Annotated in this window: 18 protein-coding genes; 13 read left to right on the top strand and 5 right to left on the bottom strand. The window is 43.9% G+C overall.

Annotation, left to right across the window (positions count from 1 at the left end; genetic code table 11):
• Positions 1 to 63 precede the first annotated feature (63 nt).
• From AB4Z45_RS21405 to AB4Z45_RS21385, 5 genes are all read left to right on the top strand, one after another.
• The gene (locus AB4Z45_RS21405) at positions 64 to 1,083 is read left to right on the top strand and encodes a LacI family DNA-binding transcriptional regulator (protein ID WP_441911397.1); all 1,020 of its coding nucleotides are present in this window, start codon (positions 64 to 66) and stop codon (positions 1,081 to 1,083) included.
• A 59-nt stretch (positions 1,084 to 1,142) separates the two neighbouring features.
• Positions 1,143 to 1,697 (top strand): glycerol-3-phosphate responsive antiterminator, encoded by a 555-nt coding sequence (locus AB4Z45_RS21400; protein WP_430063306.1) that lies wholly within the window; start codon positions 1,143 to 1,145, stop codon positions 1,695 to 1,697.
• Positions 1,698 to 1,728: 31 nt separating this feature from the next.
• On the top strand, positions 1,729 to 3,219 hold the full coding sequence (gene glpK, locus AB4Z45_RS21395) for a glycerol kinase GlpK (protein ID WP_441911396.1): 1,491 nt from the start codon (positions 1,729 to 1,731) through the stop codon (positions 3,217 to 3,219).
• A gap of 186 nt (positions 3,220 to 3,405) precedes the next feature.
• Positions 3,406 to 5,088: a glycerol-3-phosphate dehydrogenase/oxidase gene (locus AB4Z45_RS21390; protein ID WP_441911525.1), complete on the top strand. Its 1,683-nt coding sequence runs from the start codon at positions 3,406 to 3,408 to the stop codon at positions 5,086 to 5,088.
• A 232-nt stretch (positions 5,089 to 5,320) separates the two neighbouring features.
• Positions 5,321 to 6,397: a cation diffusion facilitator family transporter gene (locus tag AB4Z45_RS21385; protein WP_441911395.1), complete on the top strand. Its 1,077-nt coding sequence runs from the start codon at positions 5,321 to 5,323 to the stop codon at positions 6,395 to 6,397.
• An 84-nt stretch (positions 6,398 to 6,481) separates the two neighbouring features.
• Here AB4Z45_RS21385 and AB4Z45_RS21380 read toward each other — a convergent pair whose 3' ends face one another.
• The 3 genes from AB4Z45_RS21380 to AB4Z45_RS21370 all read right to left on the bottom strand — a co-directional run bounded on the left by AB4Z45_RS21380 (position 6,482) and on the right by AB4Z45_RS21370 (position 9,621).
• Entirely contained in the window at positions 6,482 to 7,603 is a 1,122-nt protein-coding gene (locus AB4Z45_RS21380) for an ABC transporter permease (RefSeq protein WP_441911394.1), read from the bottom strand.
• Between the two features lie 5 nt (positions 7,604 to 7,608).
• Positions 7,609 to 8,538, bottom strand: coding sequence for an ABC transporter ATP-binding protein (locus AB4Z45_RS21375; protein ID WP_441911393.1), 930 nt, complete (start codon positions 8,536 to 8,538; stop codon positions 7,609 to 7,611).
• A 210-nt stretch (positions 8,539 to 8,748) separates the two neighbouring features.
• Positions 8,749 to 9,621 carry a LysR family transcriptional regulator gene (locus AB4Z45_RS21370; RefSeq protein WP_441911392.1) on the bottom strand — a complete coding sequence of 291 codons (873 nt, stop codon included), beginning with the start codon at positions 9,619 to 9,621 and terminating at the stop codon, positions 8,749 to 8,751.
• 114 nt (positions 9,622 to 9,735) lie between these two features.
• Between AB4Z45_RS21370 and AB4Z45_RS21365 the strand changes: the two genes are divergently transcribed.
• From AB4Z45_RS21365 to AB4Z45_RS21345, 5 genes are all read left to right on the top strand, one after another.
• Positions 9,736 to 10,245 carry a GNAT family N-acetyltransferase gene (locus AB4Z45_RS21365; protein WP_441911390.1) on the top strand — a complete coding sequence of 170 codons (510 nt, stop codon included), beginning with the start codon at positions 9,736 to 9,738 and terminating at the stop codon, positions 10,243 to 10,245.
• Positions 10,246 to 10,343: 98 nt separating this feature from the next.
• Complete coding sequence (locus tag AB4Z45_RS21360) at positions 10,344 to 10,676, top strand: hypothetical protein (protein ID WP_441911389.1); 333 nt, start codon at positions 10,344 to 10,346, stop codon at positions 10,674 to 10,676.
• Positions 10,677 to 10,801: 125 nt separating this feature from the next.
• Positions 10,802 to 11,329: an RNA polymerase sigma factor gene (locus AB4Z45_RS21355; RefSeq protein WP_441911387.1), complete on the top strand. Its 528-nt coding sequence runs from the start codon at positions 10,802 to 10,804 to the stop codon at positions 11,327 to 11,329.
• The gene (locus tag AB4Z45_RS21350; RefSeq protein WP_441911386.1) at positions 11,295 to 12,341 is read left to right on the top strand and encodes a DUF4179 domain-containing protein; all 1,047 of its coding nucleotides are present in this window, start codon (positions 11,295 to 11,297) and stop codon (positions 12,339 to 12,341) included. Before AB4Z45_RS21355 ends, AB4Z45_RS21350 begins: the two co-directional genes overlap by 35 nt.
• 184 nt (positions 12,342 to 12,525) lie before the next feature.
• Positions 12,526 to 12,933: a GNAT family N-acetyltransferase gene (locus AB4Z45_RS21345; protein WP_441911385.1), complete on the top strand. Its 408-nt coding sequence runs from the start codon at positions 12,526 to 12,528 to the stop codon at positions 12,931 to 12,933.
• A 96-nt stretch (positions 12,934 to 13,029) separates the two neighbouring features.
• Here AB4Z45_RS21345 and AB4Z45_RS21340 read toward each other — a convergent pair whose 3' ends face one another.
• Entirely contained in the window at positions 13,030 to 13,890 is an 861-nt protein-coding gene (locus AB4Z45_RS21340) for a VOC family protein (protein WP_441911383.1), read from the bottom strand.
• Between the two features lie 254 nt (positions 13,891 to 14,144).
• On the opposite strand from AB4Z45_RS21340, the gene AB4Z45_RS21335 reads away from it, so the two are divergent.
• Together AB4Z45_RS21335 and AB4Z45_RS21330 are read left to right on the top strand one after the other, a co-directional pair.
• A complete protein-coding gene (locus tag AB4Z45_RS21335; protein ID WP_441911381.1) occupies positions 14,145 to 14,612 on the top strand; it encodes a hypothetical protein in 468 nt (155 codons plus the stop codon).
• Positions 14,612 to 15,247 carry a hypothetical protein gene (locus tag AB4Z45_RS21330; protein ID WP_441911379.1) on the top strand — a complete coding sequence of 212 codons (636 nt, stop codon included), beginning with the start codon at positions 14,612 to 14,614 and terminating at the stop codon, positions 15,245 to 15,247. The genes AB4Z45_RS21335 and AB4Z45_RS21330 overlap by 1 nt, the downstream gene beginning before the upstream one ends.
• Positions 15,248 to 15,300: 53 nt before the next feature.
• Here the strand turns inward: AB4Z45_RS21330 and AB4Z45_RS21325 are convergent, their stop codons facing one another.
• A complete protein-coding gene (locus tag AB4Z45_RS21325) occupies positions 15,301 to 16,485 on the bottom strand; it encodes an acyltransferase (RefSeq protein ID WP_441911377.1) in 1,185 nt (394 codons plus the stop codon).
• A gap of 363 nt (positions 16,486 to 16,848) precedes the next feature.
• Here AB4Z45_RS21325 and AB4Z45_RS21320 point away from each other — a divergent pair, with 363 nt between their 5' ends.
• Positions 16,849 to 20,598: an alpha-L-arabinofuranosidase C-terminal domain-containing protein gene (locus AB4Z45_RS21320; RefSeq protein WP_441911375.1), complete on the top strand. Its 3,750-nt coding sequence runs from the start codon at positions 16,849 to 16,851 to the stop codon at positions 20,596 to 20,598.
• Positions 20,599 to 20,771: the final 173 nt, after the last annotated feature.

Below are 20,771 nucleotides of genomic sequence, written 5' to 3'. Positions count from 1 at the left end.
TTTTTAGTAAAATTAAAGTATAATTTTACTTATCGTCACGGGTTAGCAGGAAGGAAAGGTATTATGGCTACAATTAAAGAGATTGCACAAAAAGCAAAGGTTTCAATTGCGACCGTGTCGCGGGTGCTTAATTATGATCCAGCCATATCGGTTGCAGATGAGACTCGCAAACGTATATTTGAAATCGCGCAGCAATTGAATTACAAGACGCTTCGCCAACGTAACGGCGCCGGGCTTAAAGAGCGTAACCGGGTTGGACTTGTGAACTGGTATTCTGATCAAGAGGAAATGCTGGATCCTTATTACATGGCCATTCGGCTAGGCATTGAGCGAGAATGCTTCCATAGAAATATGGATTTGGTAAAATTGTTTATGCAAGTCCACTCTGACGAGAAAGATTGGCGAGGCGAGTCGTTTGATGGCATCATTGCAATCGGGCGTTTCGAGAAAGAGGATCTGAACCGTTTTCCAGAGGGGATGGAGCCTATTGTGTTCGTTGATTCTTCGCCAGATGACAATCGATTTGATTCTGTTGTTATTGATATCGGAAAGTCGGTTTCAGAAGTGATTGATTATCTAACTCGCCTTGGCCACACAGAAATCGGTTATATTGGCGGGCATAACTTAGTAAATAATAAGCGTGTGCGTGATGAGCGTGAGCATGTATTTATAGAACGAATGACTGATAAAGGGCTGTACGATGCAGAACTTGTTTATACGGGAGAGCATTTGTATTCCGAAGACGGTTATAAGCTGATGCAGCAAGCGATAAAAGGGAATAAAGTGCCAACCGCTTTTTTTATCGAAAATGATTCTATGGCTGTCGGCGCCCTCCGAGCACTCCATGAAGCAGAGCTTCGGGTACCAGAAGATATTTCAATTGTTGGCTACAATGATATCGCTATTTCAGCCTTTTTGCAGCCTCCGCTTACGACGGTTAAGGTGCATATGGAGTATATGGGCGAGACGGCTGTTGAGCTGCTTGCTGATCGTCTGGCTTCAAAGCGGGATATTGCGAAAAAGATCGTATTGCCGACCAAGCTGCAGGAACGTGAGAGCAGCATTAAACGAGTGAAGCGCTGAATAAAGAAGCAGCTAAGACGAGTAAATTCAAGCATTCGAGCGGAGGTGGCAAGATGTCGATGTTGCTAAACGGGCAAAACGTATTGCCGGCAGTGCATAAGCTGAAGGATGTGGAAGCGGTGCTTGCCTCGCCTTTTTCGTACATGGTGCTTCTTGGAGGGCATTTGGGGCAGTTAAAGCATATCGTTGATCTGGCGAGTCAGCATAACAAAAAGGTACTGCTGCATGCCGATTTGATCGATGGCTTGAAAAACGATGAATACGCGGCAGAGTTTCTATGCCAGTCTATCAGGCCTGCAGGCATTATCTCGACGCGATCCAGCGTTATTGGTCGTACGAAGCAGAATGGACTGATTGCCATTCAGCGATTATTTCTTATTGATTCGGATGCTTTGGAGAGAAGTTATACGGTGCTGGACAAAAATCGTCCTGATTTCATTGAGGTACTGCCGGGTGTTATACCGGATATTATAAGTGAAGTGAAGCAGCGGAGCGGCATTCCCATTATAGCGGGAGGACTAATTCGTACGGAGGCGCATGTCAGCCAGGCGCTTGAAGCGGGAGCTTCGGCGATAACGACATCACGGAAAGAGCTGTGGAAGCTAGGAAAATAAGCGGAAGTTGAAAAGTGAAGGAGGGGTTCAAGTGGAAACGTATATGTTATCGCTCGATCAGGGCACAACCAGCACGCGCGCGCTGCTCGTGGATAAAAGTGGAACCATTGTAGATATAGCAAGAGAAGAGCTTCCGCTGTCTTACCCGCATGCAGGATGGGTAGAAGCAGATGCGATGTTTATATGGCAGTCGACGAAAAAGGTAATGGCAGAGCTGCTCGCCAAAACAGGCATTACCGCTGAGCAAATTGCTGGAATCGGAATTACGAATCAACGGGAAACAACCGTTGTCTGGGACAAAACGACGGGTCAACCGATTCATAACGCGATCGTATGGCAATCCCGCCAAACGGCGGAAATTAGTGATGGTCTTAAGAAAAGCGGTTATGAGCAACAGTTTCATGAGAAGACGGGCCTGCTCATTGATGCTTATTTCTCAGGCACGAAGGTGAGCTGGCTGCTTGAGCATGTGGAGGGCGCACGCGAGCGTGCTGTGAAAGGCGAGCTGCTCTTGGGCACGATTGATACGTGGCTGATCTGGAATTTAACCGGTGGACAGGTGCATGTAACGGATGTTTCGAATGCTTCTAGAACGCTTATGTTCAACATTCATGAGCGGAGCTGGGACGATGAGCTTCTGCATATTTTGAACATTCCAAAAGCTATGCTGCCGGAGGTACGCTCTTCCTCTGAAGTTTACGGACATGTGGTTGATGAAATAGTCGGACGCAAAATCCCTGTTGCAGGAGCAGCTGGTGACCAGCAAGCAGCTTTGTTTGGTCAAAATGCTTATGCAGAAGGAAATACAAAAAACACATATGGTACGGGCTGCTTCATGTTAATGAATACAGGCACCAAAGCAATCGTCTCCGAGAAGGGGCTGCTGACCACGATTGCGTGGGAGGTTGATGGCAAGCTGGAATATGCGCTTGAAGGCAGCGTATTTGTGGCAGGTGCTGCAATTCAGTGGCTTAGAGATGGTCTAGAACTTATTGAATCGGCTTCTGAGACGGAAGCTCTGGCGGAGCAGGTGGAGTCTTCGGACGGCGTTTATGTCGTGCCCGCATTTGTTGGACTCGGTACGCCGTACTGGAATAGCGATGTTAGAGGAGCCGTATTTGGACTCACGCGGGGGACGTCCAAGGCACATTTTGTCCGTGCAGTATTAGAGTCGCTGGCTTACCAGACCAAAGATGTCCTCTCCGTTATGGAGGAGGAATCAGGTTTGCCGCTGGAGTCGCTTTGTGTAGACGGCGGAGCCGTTGCCAACAACATGCTTATGCAATTCCAAAGTGATCTGCTTGGCGTTCCCGTGGAGCGTCCAGTAGTAAATGAATCTACAGCGCTCGGAGCTGCATATTTAGCCGGACTTGCGGTAGGCTTCTGGCAAAACCGCGAGGAGCTGGCTAAGCTGAGGCAGGTAGATAAAGTATTTAAGCCTGCTATGGAAGAGGAGACACGTACCGATTTATACAGCGGATGGCATCGTGCAGTCCGAGCGGCCATGGCTTTCGCGCAATAATTATGCTATACTGATGGCAAGTTAATAACGGTTGGAGATCAGGAGAAACCACGAGAACCGCTTTCACACCCTTTTTAGGGATTGGGGAGCGGTTTGAGTGGTTTTTTTGTTTATTTAGATTCATTCATGAGTAATGAACTGTAAATGGCAGAACAATAATAAATAGACAATCGGGAGGAAATCATGATGACCATTCATAATAAAGAAATATTTGCCGCCCAAAATCGTGAGCAAGTACTGAAGCAGATGCAGCAATCGCAGCTGGATGTACTCGTCATAGGCGGAGGAATTACTGGCGCGGGCATTGCGCTTGATGCTGCTGCGCGCGGTATGAAAGTGGCTTTAGTGGAGATGCAGGATTTTGCAGCAGGTACCTCTAGCCGTTCAACGAAGCTGGTCCATGGCGGTTTGCGTTATTTGAAGCAGCTAGAGATTGGTGTCGTAGCTGAGGTTGGCAAGGAGAGGGCAATCGTATATGAGAACGGGCCGCATGTTACGACACCGGAATGGATGCTGCTTCCGCTTTATAAGGGCGGCACCTTCGGTAAATTCTCAACATCGATTGGTTTGCGCGTTTACGATTTTCTAGCTGGCGTCAAACGAAAAGAGCGCCGGATGATGCTGAACGTAGAGGATACGCTGTTTAAGGAACCTCTTTTGAAGCGGGATGGCTTAAAGGGCAGCGGTTATTATGTAGAATACCGTACCGATGATGCACGGCTGACGATAGAAGTGATGAAGAAGGCGGTAGAAACCGGCGCATTGTCGGTGAATTATGCCAAGGTTGAGACGCTTCGTTATGGCAAAGACGGTAAAATAACAGGCACGTTGGTTAAAGATATGATTAACGGAGCTGAATACGAGTTGAAGGCAACTAAAGTCATTAATGCTACGGGTCCTTGGGTCGATGATATTCGCGAAATTGATGGATCGAAGAAGGGGAAAACGCTCCGTCTGACAAAAGGCGTTCATGTGGTCTTCGACCAGAGTCGTTTCCCATTGCGCCAAGCCGTCTACTTCGATACGCCGGACGGCCGGATGGTATTCGCAATTCCGCGCGCGGGAAAAACGTACTTCGGTACGACGGATACCAATTATAAGGGCAATACCGTCAATCCTGTGATGACGCTTGCGGATCGCACTTATTTGCTGCAAGCTGTTAACTTTATGTTCCCAGACCTTAAGCTTGTGGAAGCGGACGTGGAATCAAGCTGGGCAGGCCTACGCCCGCTTATCCAGCAAGAAGGGAAATCGCCTTCGGAAATATCGCGTCGCGATGAGATTTTTGTATCGGATTCCGGGCTGATTTCGATTGCGGGCGGCAAGCTGACGGGTTATCGCAAGATGGCTGAAACCGTTGTAGATAAAGTGGTAGAATTGTTCGGGCAGGAGGGCAGCAGCAAAGCTTTTGCCAAAAGTGAGACCAAGACGATTACGATGTCAGGCGGGGATTTAGGCGGGTCAAAAGGTTTTGAGCCTTTTGTTCAGAAGAAATCAGCAGAGGGAGCGCACTATGGCTTCAGCAAGGAAGAGTCTGCTTTTCTGGCGCAGCGTTATGGCTCAAACGTGGATCAGCTGTTCTCACTGGCGCAAAGCACAGGCGCTTGGGCGGAAACCTTTGAACTGCCGCTCATACTAGCGGTACAGCTTCGTTACGCCATAGAGGCGGAAATGACAGTAAAGCCAACCGATTTCTTTATTCGCCGCACGGGTGATCTGTTCTTCCAAATCGGATATGTTAAGCAGTGGAAAACACAGGTCATAGCCGCGATGGCGAATCGTCTGCAGTGGAATGATGAGCAGCGCACTGCTTATACATTGGAGCTGGAAGAAAAGCTGGTTGAAGCAGTAGAGCCGCTGAAAGGCTAAGCTGCTTCGATATTCGTTAGATCAACGGAACCCGAATAGAAATGGAGGTGCAGAGATGCGCCTCTTTTTTTGTGCGTAAAAGTAGTTGCAACATTAGCATAAATTACATATAATAAACCTAATAACATATGAGCATGTATTCATATGTTATGGAAATTCGATTGTATTCATGAAATAGTTGGTTTAGATGCAGACTAATAGAGTCTGTTGGAATGGATTGGGGGAGAGAATTATGAACGGATCACAGGATGGGAAACTAGGGGGAAATTTAAAAACAGCAGCCATTGCGGAAAACCATCAACATGATCATGGAGATGGAGCATGCGACCATAACCATAGCCATGAACAGAACGCACCTAAGCATTCGCATGGGAATCACAGCCATCACGGTCACCACCATGGTCACTCGCATGGTCATGGTCATCATGGACATTCTCATGCTCCGAATAATAAAGCGGGATTGCTGATCGCACTTATTATTACAGCAGGTATTATGGTTCTGGAGTTTGTAGGGGGACTTGTGACGAACTCGTTGGCGCTATTGTCTGATTCAGGGCATATGCTGAGCGATACGGCGGCACTGGCGTTAAGCTTGGCAGCAATGTGGATTGCCGTGCGTCCAGCTTCTTCTAACCGCACTTATGGATTTCATCGTTTTGAAATATTGGCAGCCTTGTTTAATGGCATTACACTGTTCGTTATCGCCGCGTTTATCATTGCGGAGGCAATAAAGCGGTTCGGTGAACCGCCGACCGTCGCGAGCGGGTCGATGATGATTATAGCTGGTATCGGTTTGCTGGCTAATATAGCAAGTGCATGGTTTCTTATGCGGAAGGCGGATGTGAAGGACAATCTAAATGTTCGCAGTGCTTATCTTCATGTCATCGGGGATGCTATTGGTTCGGTAGGCGCGATCATTGCCGGCATTTTGATGTATTCATTTTCGTGGTATATCGCTGACCCGATCATTAGTGTAGTCGTTGCTCTTCTTATTTTGCGAAGCGCATGGGGAGTGATTAAATCAACCGTTCATATTCTGATGGAAGGAACCCCAGCTCATGTGAATGCTGAGCAGGTTAAAGAAGCACTGCTAGACATTCAAGGTGTCAAAGACGTTCACGATCTTCATATTTGGACAATAACATCGGGAATAGACTCCTTAAGCTGCCATCTTATTGTTGAGGATGAGAAGGATTGCCAAGTCATTCTTCAAGAAGCGATTCAACATCTGGCCGACAGATTCCAAATTGAACATTCGACGATTCAAATCGAGAAATCGCAATTGAAGCACTCTGCTTGCAAGGTATAGATCCGGTTATCGTAAAATAGGGCTGTCACTTCAGTAGGATGATCTACTTCTGTGACAGCCCTATTTTTTAGCCTATGATTACGACTAGGCTGCTTCAACAGCCGATTTCGATTTATACACTTGGGAGCCGATTAAGAAGGATACAACGCCCCATGTGACCATAATGCCAATACCGATCCAGAATGAGGTTGAAATGATACCGGAATTGTAGATGAGACCATCCCGCATGCCCTCCACGAAGTAAGTAAGCGGCAAGATTTGTGCAATCGGCTGCAGCCAGTTTGGCATGATTTCGAGTGGGATAAATACACCGCTAAGAAACATCATGAGCATGCTGGCAATGTTGGACATCCCCATATAAGCTTCTATAGATTTACTGAAGGAAGAGAATAAATAACCCATCGCATTAAATACAAGTGCGCCTGCAAAGAAAGCAATAACTAAGCTTAACACATTAATATGAAGATTTGCGCCAAAACCGAATACGCCAATCAATGTTAAAATAATGATTTGAAAAACGCCGAGCAACAGCTTTACAATTACGCCTGCCAGACCGTAAAGGCCCATTTTGGCTGGCGTCATGCGAAGCCGCTTCATCAGTCCCTTTCTGCGCATCTCAACTAGACTGACCATGCCGAACAGACCGCCCTGCGCGAGAGTTAAACCGATCATGCCAGTTAGCAGGAAGTCCGCATAATTCAAATCCTCGGAGCCTTGCGAAATGGATTGTCTAGTTAAGCTGAATGTTGGCGTAGCTTTGGCAACGGTCCAATTCGTCTGTTGAATAAATTGATCCAAAATACCGGCGATAGCCTGAGTGGTAGCGCCTTGCTCATTGGCTTTGTTTACAACGAGCTGCATTGTGGTGGAGCTGTCGGATTCAGGCAAAATAATGAGCGCATCAATATCTTGTTTCTCAATGAGCGTATTGCCGGCTTCCTTCGTGATTGGCTGCTCTTCTTTAAACTCGAATACCGGGATTTGGCGCAGCTGTTCAAGCAGCATGCTCGAATTGGCATTCGGCTGTGAATCAACAACGGCAATTGTAGCTTTAAAGCTATCGGATGAGCCTCCGCCAAAAATGACCATAAACAATACCATTAAAATTATCGGAAAAAAGATGTTCCAAAACCATACTTGTTTTTCGCGAAACATCATTTTGACTTGGGCGCTAAACATTTTGGAAAATTGTTTGGTGCTGTTCATTTAACTTAATCCCTCCATTCCTTGCCGGTGAAGGCAATGAATACATCTTCCAGGCTCATTTCACGAATAGAGATTTGCTCGACGCGGAAGCCGCGATCCTTTGTAAATCCAAACAGCTCATACAATGTTTCTTCAGGCTGTGTCGTCCATAGCTGGAGCGAAGCGCCTTCGCGATTCGTTCGGACGACAGCATGGTGGAGTGTCGCGACTTTCTCCGTCTCAAGAGCTGCCTCAGCGCCATCAATAAAGGTAAGCCTGACCTCTCGTTCCTTCGTGAGCCGATCAATTAAAGCAGCTGGAGTATCTAAGGTGACGATTTTCCCTTGATCAACAATGCATACACGGTCACTCAGCTTTTCGGCCTCTTCCATGTAATGGGTAGTAAGGATGGTTGTTTTGCCTAGCTCCTTCAGCTTAAGAATAATGTCCCATATATTCCGTCTTGCCTGCGGATCTAGTCCTGTTGTAGGCTCATCTAAAAAAATGATCGTAGGGTCATTAATCATGGCGAGTCCGATGGCAAGCCGTTGTTTCTGTCCGCCGGAGAGCTTCCTAACCTGCTTGCTGCGCTGATCAGTGAGATTAATCATTTCGAGCACTTCTGCTGCTGGCCGGGATTTTGGATAAAAGGTAGCGAACAAATCTAAATTTTCTTCTACCGTCAATAAATCGAACAAAGCGCTGGATTGAGGCTGAACACCGATGGACACCTTGATTTGTTCACTGTTTTTCGTCCAATTTAGAGGACCAAATTCGATTTGGCCGGAATCAGGATTTTGCAGCCCTTCAATCATTTCAAGCGTAGTCGTTTTTCCTGCGCCGTTTGGACCGATGATGGTGAACACTTCTCCCGCCTCGACGGTGAAGCTAATGCCGGCTACAGCGCTGACTGATCCAAAGCTCTTTTGTAAATTACGCACTTCTAATACGGGCATTATGTAACCTCCTAAAGTTTTTGTGAAGCAAAAACTGACTTCGAAAGCATACGCTTTGTTTTTGTAATGTAAGGTTTCCGATTTTAATTGATCTGCTACAATAATTTTAACCGTATCCATTTTATGAGAGTACCGTCTTAAGCATGCTTCGGACTCGGTCTTAAGGCGGAGGCCGGAATGGTTTGAAGATTTTCAAAACGACCAGCGTGTTCAAACTCCTGTCGAAGCTAGAGGAACATCGAGCAATTGCAAGGCTAGTTTTACGCTTGGATGGTCGCGATTGTCTGTTAAATAGAGAGCATAGGCCCTCGTAACTGGAAAAGGCAATTCGCAGCGCAGTTCATATAAACGGTGATCATCTAGAAAAGGCTGCGCAATAGATCGGGGAAGGAAGCCAAATCCTGCTCCTTGCAAAAGCAATGTGAGCATTATGGTGGAGTGGTCGGTTTCAAAAGTAGGCAGATAACCTTCCCCAACGATCGAGCGAAACCAATCTGGAAACGGATATCCCCACTCGATGTGACAATATTGTCCCGAGAAGAAGTCTGTTTTCGTAAACAAGTTAGAACTATTTTGAGAAGAAACAAGTATAATTTCGTCCTCAAATAGGAAATGTTTAGTAACATTAGGGCGATCAAGAGGGTCGTACCGAATTGCTACTTGTACAACGCCATCGAGTAAAAGATCACGAATCATGTAGCTTGAATCGATGTAGCTCAGAAATTTAATAGCGACCTTCGGGTGTGCGTGCCTAAACAAAACAATATGCTGCAAATAATAGTAATGCCAAACAGAGCCAGGTCCGCTCATGACGATATAGTTTTCTAATCCTTCGGATAACGTTACCTTGCTTTCTTCAAACAGCAGCAGCATCCTCTCGGCATAAGGGAGGAAATGGATGCCTGCCTGCGTTAAGCTTACATTCCGATTATCACGTAGAAACAGCGGCTTTCCAACGGACAATTCCAGCGCTTTTATTCTTGCTGTAACAGCAGATTGCGAGATATGCAAATACTCTGCAGCCCTTGTGAAATTGCGAATTTTGCACACCGATAAGAAAGCCTCTAACTGTGAAATATCCATAGCTGCACCTCAACTAATTTGAAATATGAATCATTATAATCAAATAAATTCGTTATACAAATTATACTTCGATCATTACTATTAAACTATACTCATGGTTTGGAGGAGATTTGAATGGCTGGTGATGTGATGATTGAACAAATACAATCCATTGAAGAGCATGTTAACGGGCTGGCGGATCTGTTGGTGCAGGTCGTTGAAGATGGTGCGTCAATTGGTTTTTTACCCCCAATGAAGCTTTCTGATGCTGTAATGTACTGGGAGGCTGTGTTAAGTCCGGAGGTGATTTTGTATGTTGCTAAAATTGATGATCGAATTGTTGGGAGCGTGCAGCTGCATCTATGTACGAAACAAAATGGTGGACACAGAGGGGAAATTGCAAAATTAATGACCCATCCAAACTATCGTCTTAGAGGAATTGGACGTTTACTTATGCAAAAGGCAGAAGGGCGAGCAAGGCACGAAGGCAGAACATTGATAGTTCTCGATACGAGGGAGGGGGATCCTTCGAATATGCTGTATACTTCATTAGAGTACATTGAAGCCGGACGCATTCCTGGCTATGCACGATCGGCAGACGGTAAATTAGATGCAACGGTTTTTTATTACAAAACGCTGATTTAATTGACCTGTTAGATCAGGCAAACTCCCAGAATAGATTTCCTCGCATAAATTCACATGGTACAATATGGATATTATATCTGTGGAGGAGTTGATTTGTTTTGGCAGTTAGAAAACCTTTTGGATATGGATCACTTTCTATACTCTTTTTATTTTCCGGGTTTTTAATAAATTATAATTTTGGGAATGGTTTTATTTTAACTCATTATCTCTTTAACCTAATGGGTCTAGCTATACATTCAAACGGCACAGATGGTTTCAACTATCCCTTTTTAGCTTCCATGCCATTTTGGTTAGCGACAATATTAGTTTCGAAAAGAAATATTCATGATTTTGGAGCAGTCGTCAGCAAAAGAATTGGTGAGCTCCTGCTTGCTATAAGCGTGGTAGTTACAATCATTTTTTTAATACTGCCATTATGGATTGAATTCTAATAAAATAAAGAACAAGGAGCAGTTTGCCGCATGGCAGGCTGCTTTTATTTCATGAAGCCATATAAAAAAAGTTCTTATAAGATATTTTTGAATGGTCGTTCGTGTTTTATATAGGAGGTGAATAAATGGACAACCAATCTTTAAGTCGTACCCATAGTGAGTTTTCTGAAATGTATGAGCGGAATATCGATATGGTGTACAGATTATGTTTCATCCTATTGAAAAATACGATGGATGCGGATGACGCTGTTCAGTCTGTATTTTTAAAGCTATTCAAGCACAACAAAACCTTTAATGACCGCGAGCATGAAAAAGCATGGCTTATTGTGACGACCAAAAATACCTGTAAAGACGTATTAAAAAGCTGGTGGAGATCTCGCCGGGTTGATGTAGACGTTTTGCCGGAAAAATCATACTGGGAAAACTATGAGCAGCAGAGGGATATACTCGAGAAATTGCTGCGGCTTCCTGAAAAATACAGAACGGTGTTATATCTCTACTATGTGGAGGATTATTCTGTAAAAGAAATATCAAAACTATTAGATCGAAAAGAGAGTACGCTGCAAACACAATTATCAAAAGGACGAACACGCCTAAAGGCTGATTTGGGAGGGATATATGTTGACGGAAAACCAGTTCAAGGGAATATTTGAAACCATAAAGCCTAATAAGGAACATAAGGACAAACTGTTACACGACATGATTGTAAAAATTGAATCGGAAACCGTGGACAAAAGAATACCAACATCATGGAGACATGCAAGATCTGCGATGCTGGCTGCAGCGGTTATGATCTGTTTGCTAACGACAACTGCTTTTGCAGCAAGCTATATGGGCCTCGATATGAAATTTTTGAACTTTCTAAACCCGGCGAATGACGAACAGGAGCTGTATTTGGAAAACGGCGCTCAATTAGTCAACAAAAAAGCGGTAAACGAGAATGGAACAATTGAAGTTAAACAGATTATCGGAGACAGCAATTTGATATATGTTCTTTTGGACTTTACCGCGCCGGAAGGTACCGTTCTAGATGCCAAAAGGTATCGTTTTGAGACATATTTAAGTTTTGATCATATGAGTTCAAATAGCTCTTCAACCGGTTACACCTTATTGGACGATGAGAATCCAAGCGATAATAAAATCAGTCTAATGATGAGTTTTTTAACGAAGAATAGAACAATCGCAGGAAGTCCTGTTACTTTGATGCTTAGTCATTTAGAGGCGGCAGATGTTTATCCCGATACATTTGAAAATGTAAATCCAGGTTCATGGAAAATTAAATTCAATTTGGACTATAAGGATATGTCAACAACGTATCAGATTGATCAGGGCATATCATTATATAGCTACGAAGCAACACTATCATCCATTTCTATCTCGCCCATTTCCGTTACAATAAAAGTAGACAGTGCGCATACCAAAGAGATTTCTGAGGCAGCGAGCCGATCCTCAGGGGAAATAGGGTTAAACGAGTATGCGGATCAATATCCGATCACCATACATTACAAAGATGGAACATCGGAGACAACGGCTGTTTTTAAGGGGATGTCCTCGGGGGATCTTATAACTAACACCATAACGATCGTGAAGCCATTTACCCCCATTATCAATGATAAAGAAATAAAAGCTGTCGAATTTTTTGATAAGGTCATTCCAATGGACTAATTCAAGCGTTGTGCGATTTGAGGAACTGCATGTATGCAGTTCCTCTTTTCTTTGTTGATGGTATGGACTGGTTACAGAAGAAGCTGTTAACCTGCATTGTATTGACAAGAAATATAAATAAAATTATTCTGAATATATATTGATTTATATGTATAAAAATACAATATGAAAAGAGGCCATCAACTTGAATCATCTATATAAAGAGTTTCTAATTAGTGATGACAAGTCACTTATTAATATGGATACCGTTTGCGAGTTTTTATCAAGGAGCCATTGGGCAAACCAAAGGCCAGTGGAAACGATTCATAAATCAATTCAAAATTCATTTTGTTTTGGCATCTACGATAATAAAAGGCAGGTTGGATTTGCTCGAATCGTAACGGACTGGGCAACGATCTATTATTTGTGTGATGTTTTTATTGACGAAGAATATAGAGGTAGAGGACTCGGAAAGAAGTTAGTTGAACTCATTGCAAAAGAATTCGAAGGGATTGGCGGCATACTGCGAACGCATGATGCTCATGAATTGTATGAACAGTATGGATTTATAAGAGATACTGAACGATTTATGAATCGCCTACTGAAAAGGTAGTTTAGGGGTGAGCAGAACAAAGGCAGTCTAAGACATAATTTTATGTCCTGGTCTGCCTTTGTTATTTGAATCAGCTCTGCCGACTAGAATACGCAATTAATCCGATTTTACAGTCGCGTGAATAGCAATGCCGGAAGCGTCATGTACAACGAACGCGTTTCCTTGCTCTGCAGCTTCAACACCGTCGCTGCGCAGATGCTCGAGCAAAGCTTCACGAGAAGTTGAAGTTGGGAAAACAATCGTATAATAAGATAAGCCAACCGTATTGGCTGACGGCAAGGTAGCACCTGCGCCTGCCCAAATGTTCATGCCGATATGGTGATGGTATCCGCCAGCCGAGACGAATACAGCAGCCATTTGCGCATAATCGCCAACAACATCAAAGCCTAGCTTGCCTTCATAAAACGCGCGCGACTTCCTAAGGTCGCCTACGTGAAGATGGATATGTCCAATAACGGTTCCTTGCGGGAGACCGCTCCATGTAAGACCTTCACTCTGAGCAAGCAGATCTTCCCAATCAAGCGGGTCTGTTGCCATCACATAATTGCCCTCGGCATCTCGCTTCCACTCTTCACGCGGACGATCCGCGTAAATTTCGATGCCGTTATGATCCGGATCTGAAATATAAAGCGCCTCGCTTACCAAGTGGTCGGCCTGCCCAATATGAATGCCGCTTGTGATCAAGTTGCGGAGCGCAAGCGATAAGGAGCGACGATCCGGCAGCAGAATTGCAAAATGGTACAAACCAGCATGAGAGCGTTTTTGCGGCACAACGGCATTCGGTACTTCCTCTAGAACGAGCAGCGTATGTTTCCCATCAGCAGTGAATGCTGCAACACGATGTATTTCATCATGCTGCAAAACCTTTAGCCCGACAACATCCGTATAAAAAAGGATTGAACGCTCGAGATTGCTTACCTTAAGCTTTACTTCTCCCAGTGAAATTTGTTCATCCAAAAATGTCGAAATGATTAATCCTCCTTGAAGTATATTTGGTTGTGATACTTGATTGCTTTAAATAAACTGCACCTAAAGCATAGTCCTTTACGTCTATATCATGTACAATATTGGAAAATGTAACCAACGGCCATTAAGGCTGCTATAAGCTCAAATCGTATGAAGTAGGTTTATAATAGCATATGAATTATAAAAATTAAAGTAGCTTATTAAAAGTAATCAACTTATAGTATTTTAATCAAAAGGAGGTTGAAATGAGAAAAATATTACGAAGGGTAGAGTGGGTGCTGCTTATTGTTATTGGAGGTTTTTCGCTGCTTTTTGCACTTCCTTCAATTGATTTGTTTGATCATGATGCTGAGCTGAGCGAGGCTAAGAAGAAGGGTTTTTATTATAAGGTGGATGCAGATAAGCAAACCTATTTCAACAAAGAGATAAGTATTGACGGCGTTGTTTATGGGGAAGGGAAGCTGGTTGTTTATTTGTCTTCAAAACGATTTTTTTCGGTGCCGCAACTGCCTAATACCATTCAAATAAAAACAGATGCCGATGAGGTGCTTCAGTATCAATCTTCAGGTGCATCCATGCGGCTTTATCGATCAAAGGGTCAATTTACGTTTATTAACGTGCCGCCTAATCTGAAAAGCGTCACCGTATTTAATGAAGCTTATGGCGAATCCTTTTCCTTTTATATACCACTTGAGGAGGGGAAGGCAGACTAATGCAGTCATCTACGAAAATAGTTTTCGGTCACTTGATCCGTTGGTTATTGATTCTTCTGGCTTGCTCTATCATCTATTCTGCGCTTTTCTCACAAAGCTCAATTCGTGTGGAGAAAGTAGCACAGCATGCACTGGATATGATGGAGTCTCCTTACGCTCCTATTTCCTTAAAATCAAAGACAGGCCAAGGCTATGAGCTGTTGCTAATCGTTGATCGTAAACATGAGCTCCAACATCAATTGTTCGTGAAACGTTCGCTTGGACTTTTTTGGAGCTTCCGCGGCGGTGGATTTGGAATGAAGCTGGATCCGCAAATCTTACTCAGCTTTCGGATGGGCATGTCTACTTTTGGCAAGTATCGTCATTATTATGCTGTTGGCCAACTGAATGATCCGAATATAAGCAGGGTGCAAATTGCATGGTGGGATGGATATGAGCAGGATGCGCTTATGAAAGACGGGGTATATCTTGCTGGGCGTTCTATTCGCAGCTCTACTAAAGAGCAGTCGGCTTCCAGAATGAATAAGGTGTATGCCTATGATGCAAACGGGCAATTATTATATGAGCTAAATGATGAGCAGCGGGAGATTAAAGCGGATGCGAAATTAGAAACGGAAATGAAGAAAGCAATTTAATAGAAGAGCCGTCCGCGCTTACTTTGGAAGCGATCGAACGGCTCTTTTTTTTATTATCCTTGGATACTTGGCTGTATTGGAGAAGCAGGCTGTTTCTTCTTAGTTGGAAGCGGACCAAACAGCAGCCAGTGCCATTTGAATGGTGCGCTTAGTGCCATGATAGCCCAAGGAATAACGAGTGCGAGCAGGAAGCCGCCGGCCACCCAAACATGGAACAGAATTGGAGAGCCGCTGGCATTCGTCTGGCGGTATAGATACAGAATTAAGGGATGGACCAAATATATGCCAAAGGATGTGGCACCGATATGTATAAGAGCTTTGACGACCATCTTGTTCCATGATGTATAAATCCAGAAGGAAACTTGAAGCAGCACAATAGCAGCCGTAACGCACCGCACCTCATCTATCAGCTCTAATAGACTTGTGTTTATAACAGATAGCCCAGTTAACCGTTTCTCGTAATAAAAGTAGACCATAGTCATATTTGACGATAAGAATAGTGCCCACAGCACAAGTGAAGCTGCAATTTTTGACGGAGTAGCGTTTTTTCTTGTGAGATTAATCCATTCAGCGAATTTCTCATAATATATACCGATAAATGCACCTGCCGTAAAATAAAGCATATACGTAAACGCATAGCTGCCGGGGCTAACCACATGATATTCCCGGACGATGATAAAAATAAATAACCATTGCACCAGCAAACCGATCCAGACGATATGCCGGCTGGATTTTCGAAACCGATTAACGGCGTACAGCATTAGTGGTGATATTGCATAAAATTGAATAATAATAACGACAAAATAAAGATGAACATAGGTTTTGCCAAAGATAAGCATTTTGAGAAATTTAGTCGTTGTAAAGTAACCAATAAAGGTTTGCAGGTCACTAAATCCGTAAGTTGCCAGTCTCGTAAAGGCGAAATAGAGGAACGAAAATAATATAAAAGGAATCAATACTTTAGATATTCGTTTTTTGTAAAACTGCCCAATTGCTGTTGCTGTGAAGGGTTTATTGTAGTAGTTGTAAAACAGGACGAAGCCGCTTAGAAAGATGAAGACGGGCACTGCGAATTTGGTAAATGTGTTTAGAAAGACATAAAGAGGATATAGCGTAGCCTTGTGATCGTAGTTAGCTACGACCGCTGATGTTGCGTGAATCATGATGACCGCTAAAATACCGAATGCTCTAAAGATGTCCAGAGCAGGTAAATATGGTCTTTTTGCTGATTGTGCCATTAATATCCCCTTATTTTTATAAGATACTAGCTTGTGTTAAGAGGCTATGAGGAAACCTCTATTCGTTATTATAAGGTTATTCCCAGTTTCAGCCAATACTTTTATTTTTATATCGGATTACAGAAGAAAGAGCCTCTTCCTAACGCTGAAAGAGGCTTTTTGTGCTTTGGTTTACAGCCATCAGGTTTAACAGATATAATCATTAAAAATAATAATTAGTAATTATGTTAATTGAATAATGTTTATGTTATTATACTCTTGTGAAATGAAATGGATTTGTGTATTTACTGTCTTTTCTCGTATGAATTCATATGATAGTTAGGTTATTTTTGATTCTAAAATAAAGATGACGGGTGATCTTACATGAAACGTAATGACGGTAATAAATTTATTAATGATAGTTTAATCGCGCAATACAAGTTTGATCTTGCTGAACATATCGGCAAGGACAGCTCTGGGAATAGAAATGACGGGTCGCCATCAGGCGCTTCCATTCAAACTGTAGGAGGCAAGACTGCAGTCATGCTTTCAGGGGGACGCAACGGCACATCCTATGTGCAGCTGCCTGTGGATCTCTTGAAGGATGTTAGTGATTTGACCGGTATTACCATTTCAACTTGGGTATATGCGGGAAAAGGATCAAGCGTATGGGAAAGAATTTTTGATTTCGGCAAGGGGCAGACAGGTCCTTATATGTTCTTAACACGCAATTTGCGTGCAGCTTGTTTTGCAGGGGAAGACTTGATCGCAGATCCTGGAAAAACTTTTGCGGCGGGAGAATGGATGCATATTTCTATGTCTGTAGCAGGAACGAAGTCCGGTACATCCAGCAGTGCAGGACCGATTGTATATGTGAATGGCGAGGTGGCTGCAGATGGAACGATCAGTCAGACATCAAGCGGTACCTATGCTAAATTGCGTGCATGGTTTGCTTCTTTCGCTGACCAAGAGAATTACTGCAACAACTATATTGGAATGTCCCAGTACGATGCAGATGTGGATTTTTGCGGTTCGCTTTCGGATTTCCGTGTATACAAAGCGGGACTAACACAAGATGAAGTAATTGAAGTGATGTGCGAATCGTTGACGGATGAAGAGATTGTTGAACTTGCCAAAGACAAGTACTTAATGTTCCCAACCTCCATGATTACAAAAGATATTGCACTGCCTTCTTCTCTAATGGGCGGCAAAGTGAGCGTATCATGGGCATCGAGTGATATCGGCACGATTTCTAATGAGGGAATCGTCAACAAGGAAATGCAGTCGGCAAAGGGCGTAACGATGACAGCCATCGTAAGTAAAGGAGCAAGCTCTGCTGTAAAAAGCTTCACCGTATCTGTACTTCCTCAGGGTGTACCACCGTATACGTTGACTATTAATGGAAGCAAAGAGATATTGGATGTCAGTCCTGTTTTATACGGCTTATTTTATGAGGATATTAACAATGCAGCTGATGGTGGTATATACGCAGAGCTCGTGCAGAACCGCTCCTTCGAGTCATTTGCGTTCGACAGCTACTCTCATGTGTGCGGCGAGCATGGTGCTTCAACAGGAAGAAACTACACGCCTCTGCATGCATGGTCTGGCGATACGCAGCAAATGACGGTGAAAAATACGGGCGGTTTAAATGATTTTTTCGGAATGACAGACAAAGATGTGAATGCTCATTATGTAACGGTAGCGAGCGGAGCGACGATAATCAATCGAGGTTTTGCGGATTCCAATCAAAACTGTGCAATGGCGATTAGACAAGCTGCCAAATACAACTTTACGATCTGGGCAAGAGCTGAAGCGGCAGGCACGATCACCTTGCAGCTGCTGCATCAAGAGGGTGTCTCCATCAGCGACACAGTGGTTGTTCAAATAGAAGGCGGAGGCATATGGAAAAAGTACGGTGTGGACAGCCCCCTTGTATTGACGGGCTTAACAACGGTGCTTGGTCAATTGGCTTTAACCTTTAACGGCGAAATCTCGATCGATATGGTCTCACTGATGCCGGAGGATGTTTGGGGGGCGGGCGAGGAACAGCGATCCTCGACGGCTCATGCAAACTTTAAAGGAAATTCAAACTATAGACTGCGAAAAGACTTAGTAAACGCACTATTTGATTTGCATCCTACTTTTCTTCGTTTTCCAGGCGGCTGTATTTCGGAGGGCTCTCACATTTGGGAAAACGTATACGATTGGAAGGAATCTGTAGGGGATGTGGAGCTGCGCAAAGAAAACTTTAACGTATGGGGTTACATGATGACGATGGGCCTTGGCTATATGGAATATTTCCAGTTGGCTGAAGATCTGAACGCCACTCCGCTCCCAGTTATGGCCTGCGGCGTGCTTTGCCAGGCTCGTTCGGATTACGCGAATCCCGCTGGCGGCAAGCTTAGGGACTATTACGTCAAAAACTTTACAGACTTAATCGATTTTGCGATTAGTACAGATTTTGAGAATAACGAATGGGCTGCTTTGCGTAAAAAAATGGGCCACGAAGCGGCGTTTGATTTGCATTACTTAGGCGTGGGCAATGAAAACTGGGGCACAGAATTTTTTGCGAACTTTGAATACTTTAAAGCAGCTATTGATGATTATATGGAGCAGCATTACGCTGGATATGAGCTGCATATTATTTCAACCGTGGGCGCGCAAGCGGATGATGATGCTTATCAGCAGGGCTGGAAGTTTTTAAGCGGCAGCTTGGCAGGCTCGGAGACGATAAGCTTTACGGACGGTATGTCGCGCATTGAAGAAACCGTTACGTGGTATGAGAAGCAAAAGAATTACATGGATACGATTGCGGATGAGCACTACTATCGTTCGAATGAGTATTTGTTAGCTAATGCGGACCGATATAATTACTATTACAGAGCTTACAATGATGATGGCAGCCTGAATGAAGCCGAGACCTCCAAAGTATTTGTCGGCGAATATGCTTCAACGGATAAAAACACATTGGCTGGGGCAATTGCAGAAGCAGCGATTATGACCAGCTTCGAGAATAACTCGGATGTCGTTCGATTAGCAGCAACTGCACCGTTGTTTAATAAGGTTCTGACAGATGGTACATATCGATGGACCCCGGATTGTATTTGGTTTGATGATGAAACGGTATGGTATACACCGAACTATTACGTGCAGCAGCTATTCGGAAAATATATTGGTACTAAAGTAGCAGATACGTCGTTTACGACTTATCGGAACGGTGAGCGGACTGCGCTCATCCCTCGCGGTGGCATTGAAGTGGCTGCTGGAAATGCTGATATTGTTGTGAAGCGTGTGAAAGTAACGTCCAATGTGGATGGCAGCGTACTTTTTGAACAGGATTTTACGAAGGAATTAAATGCGGCTTGGCAAGTCATTCCGGGCTCAGCAGGTTATACGCTTGATTCGGCCAAAGGCTTGGTATTAAAAGCGCAGAGCAGAGGCTTGAATGGATTGTATATCCTTAATGAAGCATGGACCAATTACAAAGTTGAGGTTGCAGCAGAACGAATATCCGGTACAGACGGTTTTTATGTAGGCGCAGGCTTGACCGATATTTCACCCGACAATAAGGATGTTATAGAATATGCGATCGGCTATAATGGCAGCGCCACTGGCGTAAAGGTGTATAAGCAAGGAATTGAGGGCTATACGTTAGGGGATTACTCCTCGAGCACAGCCGCAGGCAATTTGAGAGCTAGCTGCTATGAAGAGCTCGCCGACCATACCGAATACACGATTACAGTGAATTATGGAGGAGCCAATGGCCAGCATTTGATCTGTTCCTATACGGATGGCGTAGCAGCAAGCAAGGTTCTGGATTATAAACTGGAAGCCTATAACAGGGAAATCTATCATTCCGTAACCAAAGATGACAAGCATATGTATGTGAAGCTGGTTAATGCAGACGATGTGGAGAAAGCAGTGAAGCTTGATTTTAAAGGGATAAATGCAGCTGCTACGGGTAAATGGGTCATATTAACGGGTGATGCTTCACTTGTTCATGTTCCGAATGTGAACAAAAAGAACGATGAGAAAATAACCCCAATGGAAGCTGAAATACAAATCGAGAATAACGCTGCTATAATAAATTTGGCCGCCCATTCCGTGAATGTTATTATAGTGAGCCTAATGTAATCGAGAAAAACACTTTATCATTGGGGCTGTCCCAAAAGCGTTAAGCTCACTGAAGGGATAGCTCGCTTTGAACAGAAATATTGCAAAATATGAAAAATAGCCGTACAGGGTGGTCTATTCCTGTACGGCTATTTTTTTCTTTTGGTCTATGGTTGCTTTCTTCATCAGATGAT

It is taken from the genome of Paenibacillus sp. MCAF9 (assembly GCF_052114265.1).
Classification (GTDB): domain Bacteria; phylum Bacillota; class Bacilli; order Paenibacillales; family Paenibacillaceae; genus Pristimantibacillus.
This window is presented reverse-complemented; position numbering and strand designations above follow the sequence as displayed.

What these genes read in the sequence shown, in the direction of transcription:
- AB4Z45_RS21400 (WP_430063306.1), top strand. Translation starts at nt 1,143, where the DNA reads ATGTTGCTAAACGGGCAAAACGTATTGCCGGCAGTGCATAAGCTGAAG.
- AB4Z45_RS21355 (WP_441911387.1), top strand. Translation starts at nt 10,802, where the DNA reads ATGGACAACCAATCTTTAAGTCGTACCCATAGTGAGTTTTCTGAAATG.
- AB4Z45_RS21380 (WP_441911394.1), bottom strand. Translation starts at nt 7,603, where the DNA reads ATGAACAGCACCAAACAATTTTCCAAAATGTTTAGCGCCCAAGTCAAA.
- AB4Z45_RS21390 (WP_441911525.1), top strand. Translation starts at nt 3,406, where the DNA reads ATGACCATTCATAATAAAGAAATATTTGCCGCCCAAAATCGTGAGCAA.
- AB4Z45_RS21325 (WP_441911377.1), bottom strand. Translation starts at nt 16,485, where the DNA reads ATGGCACAATCAGCAAAAAGACCATATTTACCTGCTCTGGACATCTTT.
- AB4Z45_RS21370 (WP_441911392.1), bottom strand. Translation starts at nt 9,621, where the DNA reads ATGGATATTTCACAGTTAGAGGCTTTCTTATCGGTGTGCAAAATTCGC.
- AB4Z45_RS21320 (WP_441911375.1), top strand. Translation starts at nt 16,849, where the DNA reads ATGAAACGTAATGACGGTAATAAATTTATTAATGATAGTTTAATCGCG.
- AB4Z45_RS21405 (WP_441911397.1), top strand. Translation starts at nt 64, where the DNA reads ATGGCTACAATTAAAGAGATTGCACAAAAAGCAAAGGTTTCAATTGCG.
- AB4Z45_RS21375 (WP_441911393.1), bottom strand. Translation starts at nt 8,538, where the DNA reads ATGCCCGTATTAGAAGTGCGTAATTTACAAAAGAGCTTTGGATCAGTC.
- AB4Z45_RS21385 (WP_441911395.1), top strand. Translation starts at nt 5,321, where the DNA reads ATGAACGGATCACAGGATGGGAAACTAGGGGGAAATTTAAAAACAGCA.
- AB4Z45_RS21330 (WP_441911379.1), top strand. Translation starts at nt 14,612, where the DNA reads ATGCAGTCATCTACGAAAATAGTTTTCGGTCACTTGATCCGTTGGTTA.
- AB4Z45_RS21335 (WP_441911381.1), top strand. Translation starts at nt 14,145, where the DNA reads ATGAGAAAAATATTACGAAGGGTAGAGTGGGTGCTGCTTATTGTTATT.
- AB4Z45_RS21350 (WP_441911386.1), top strand. Translation starts at nt 11,295, where the DNA reads ATGTTGACGGAAAACCAGTTCAAGGGAATATTTGAAACCATAAAGCCT.
- AB4Z45_RS21365 (WP_441911390.1), top strand. Translation starts at nt 9,736, where the DNA reads ATGGCTGGTGATGTGATGATTGAACAAATACAATCCATTGAAGAGCAT.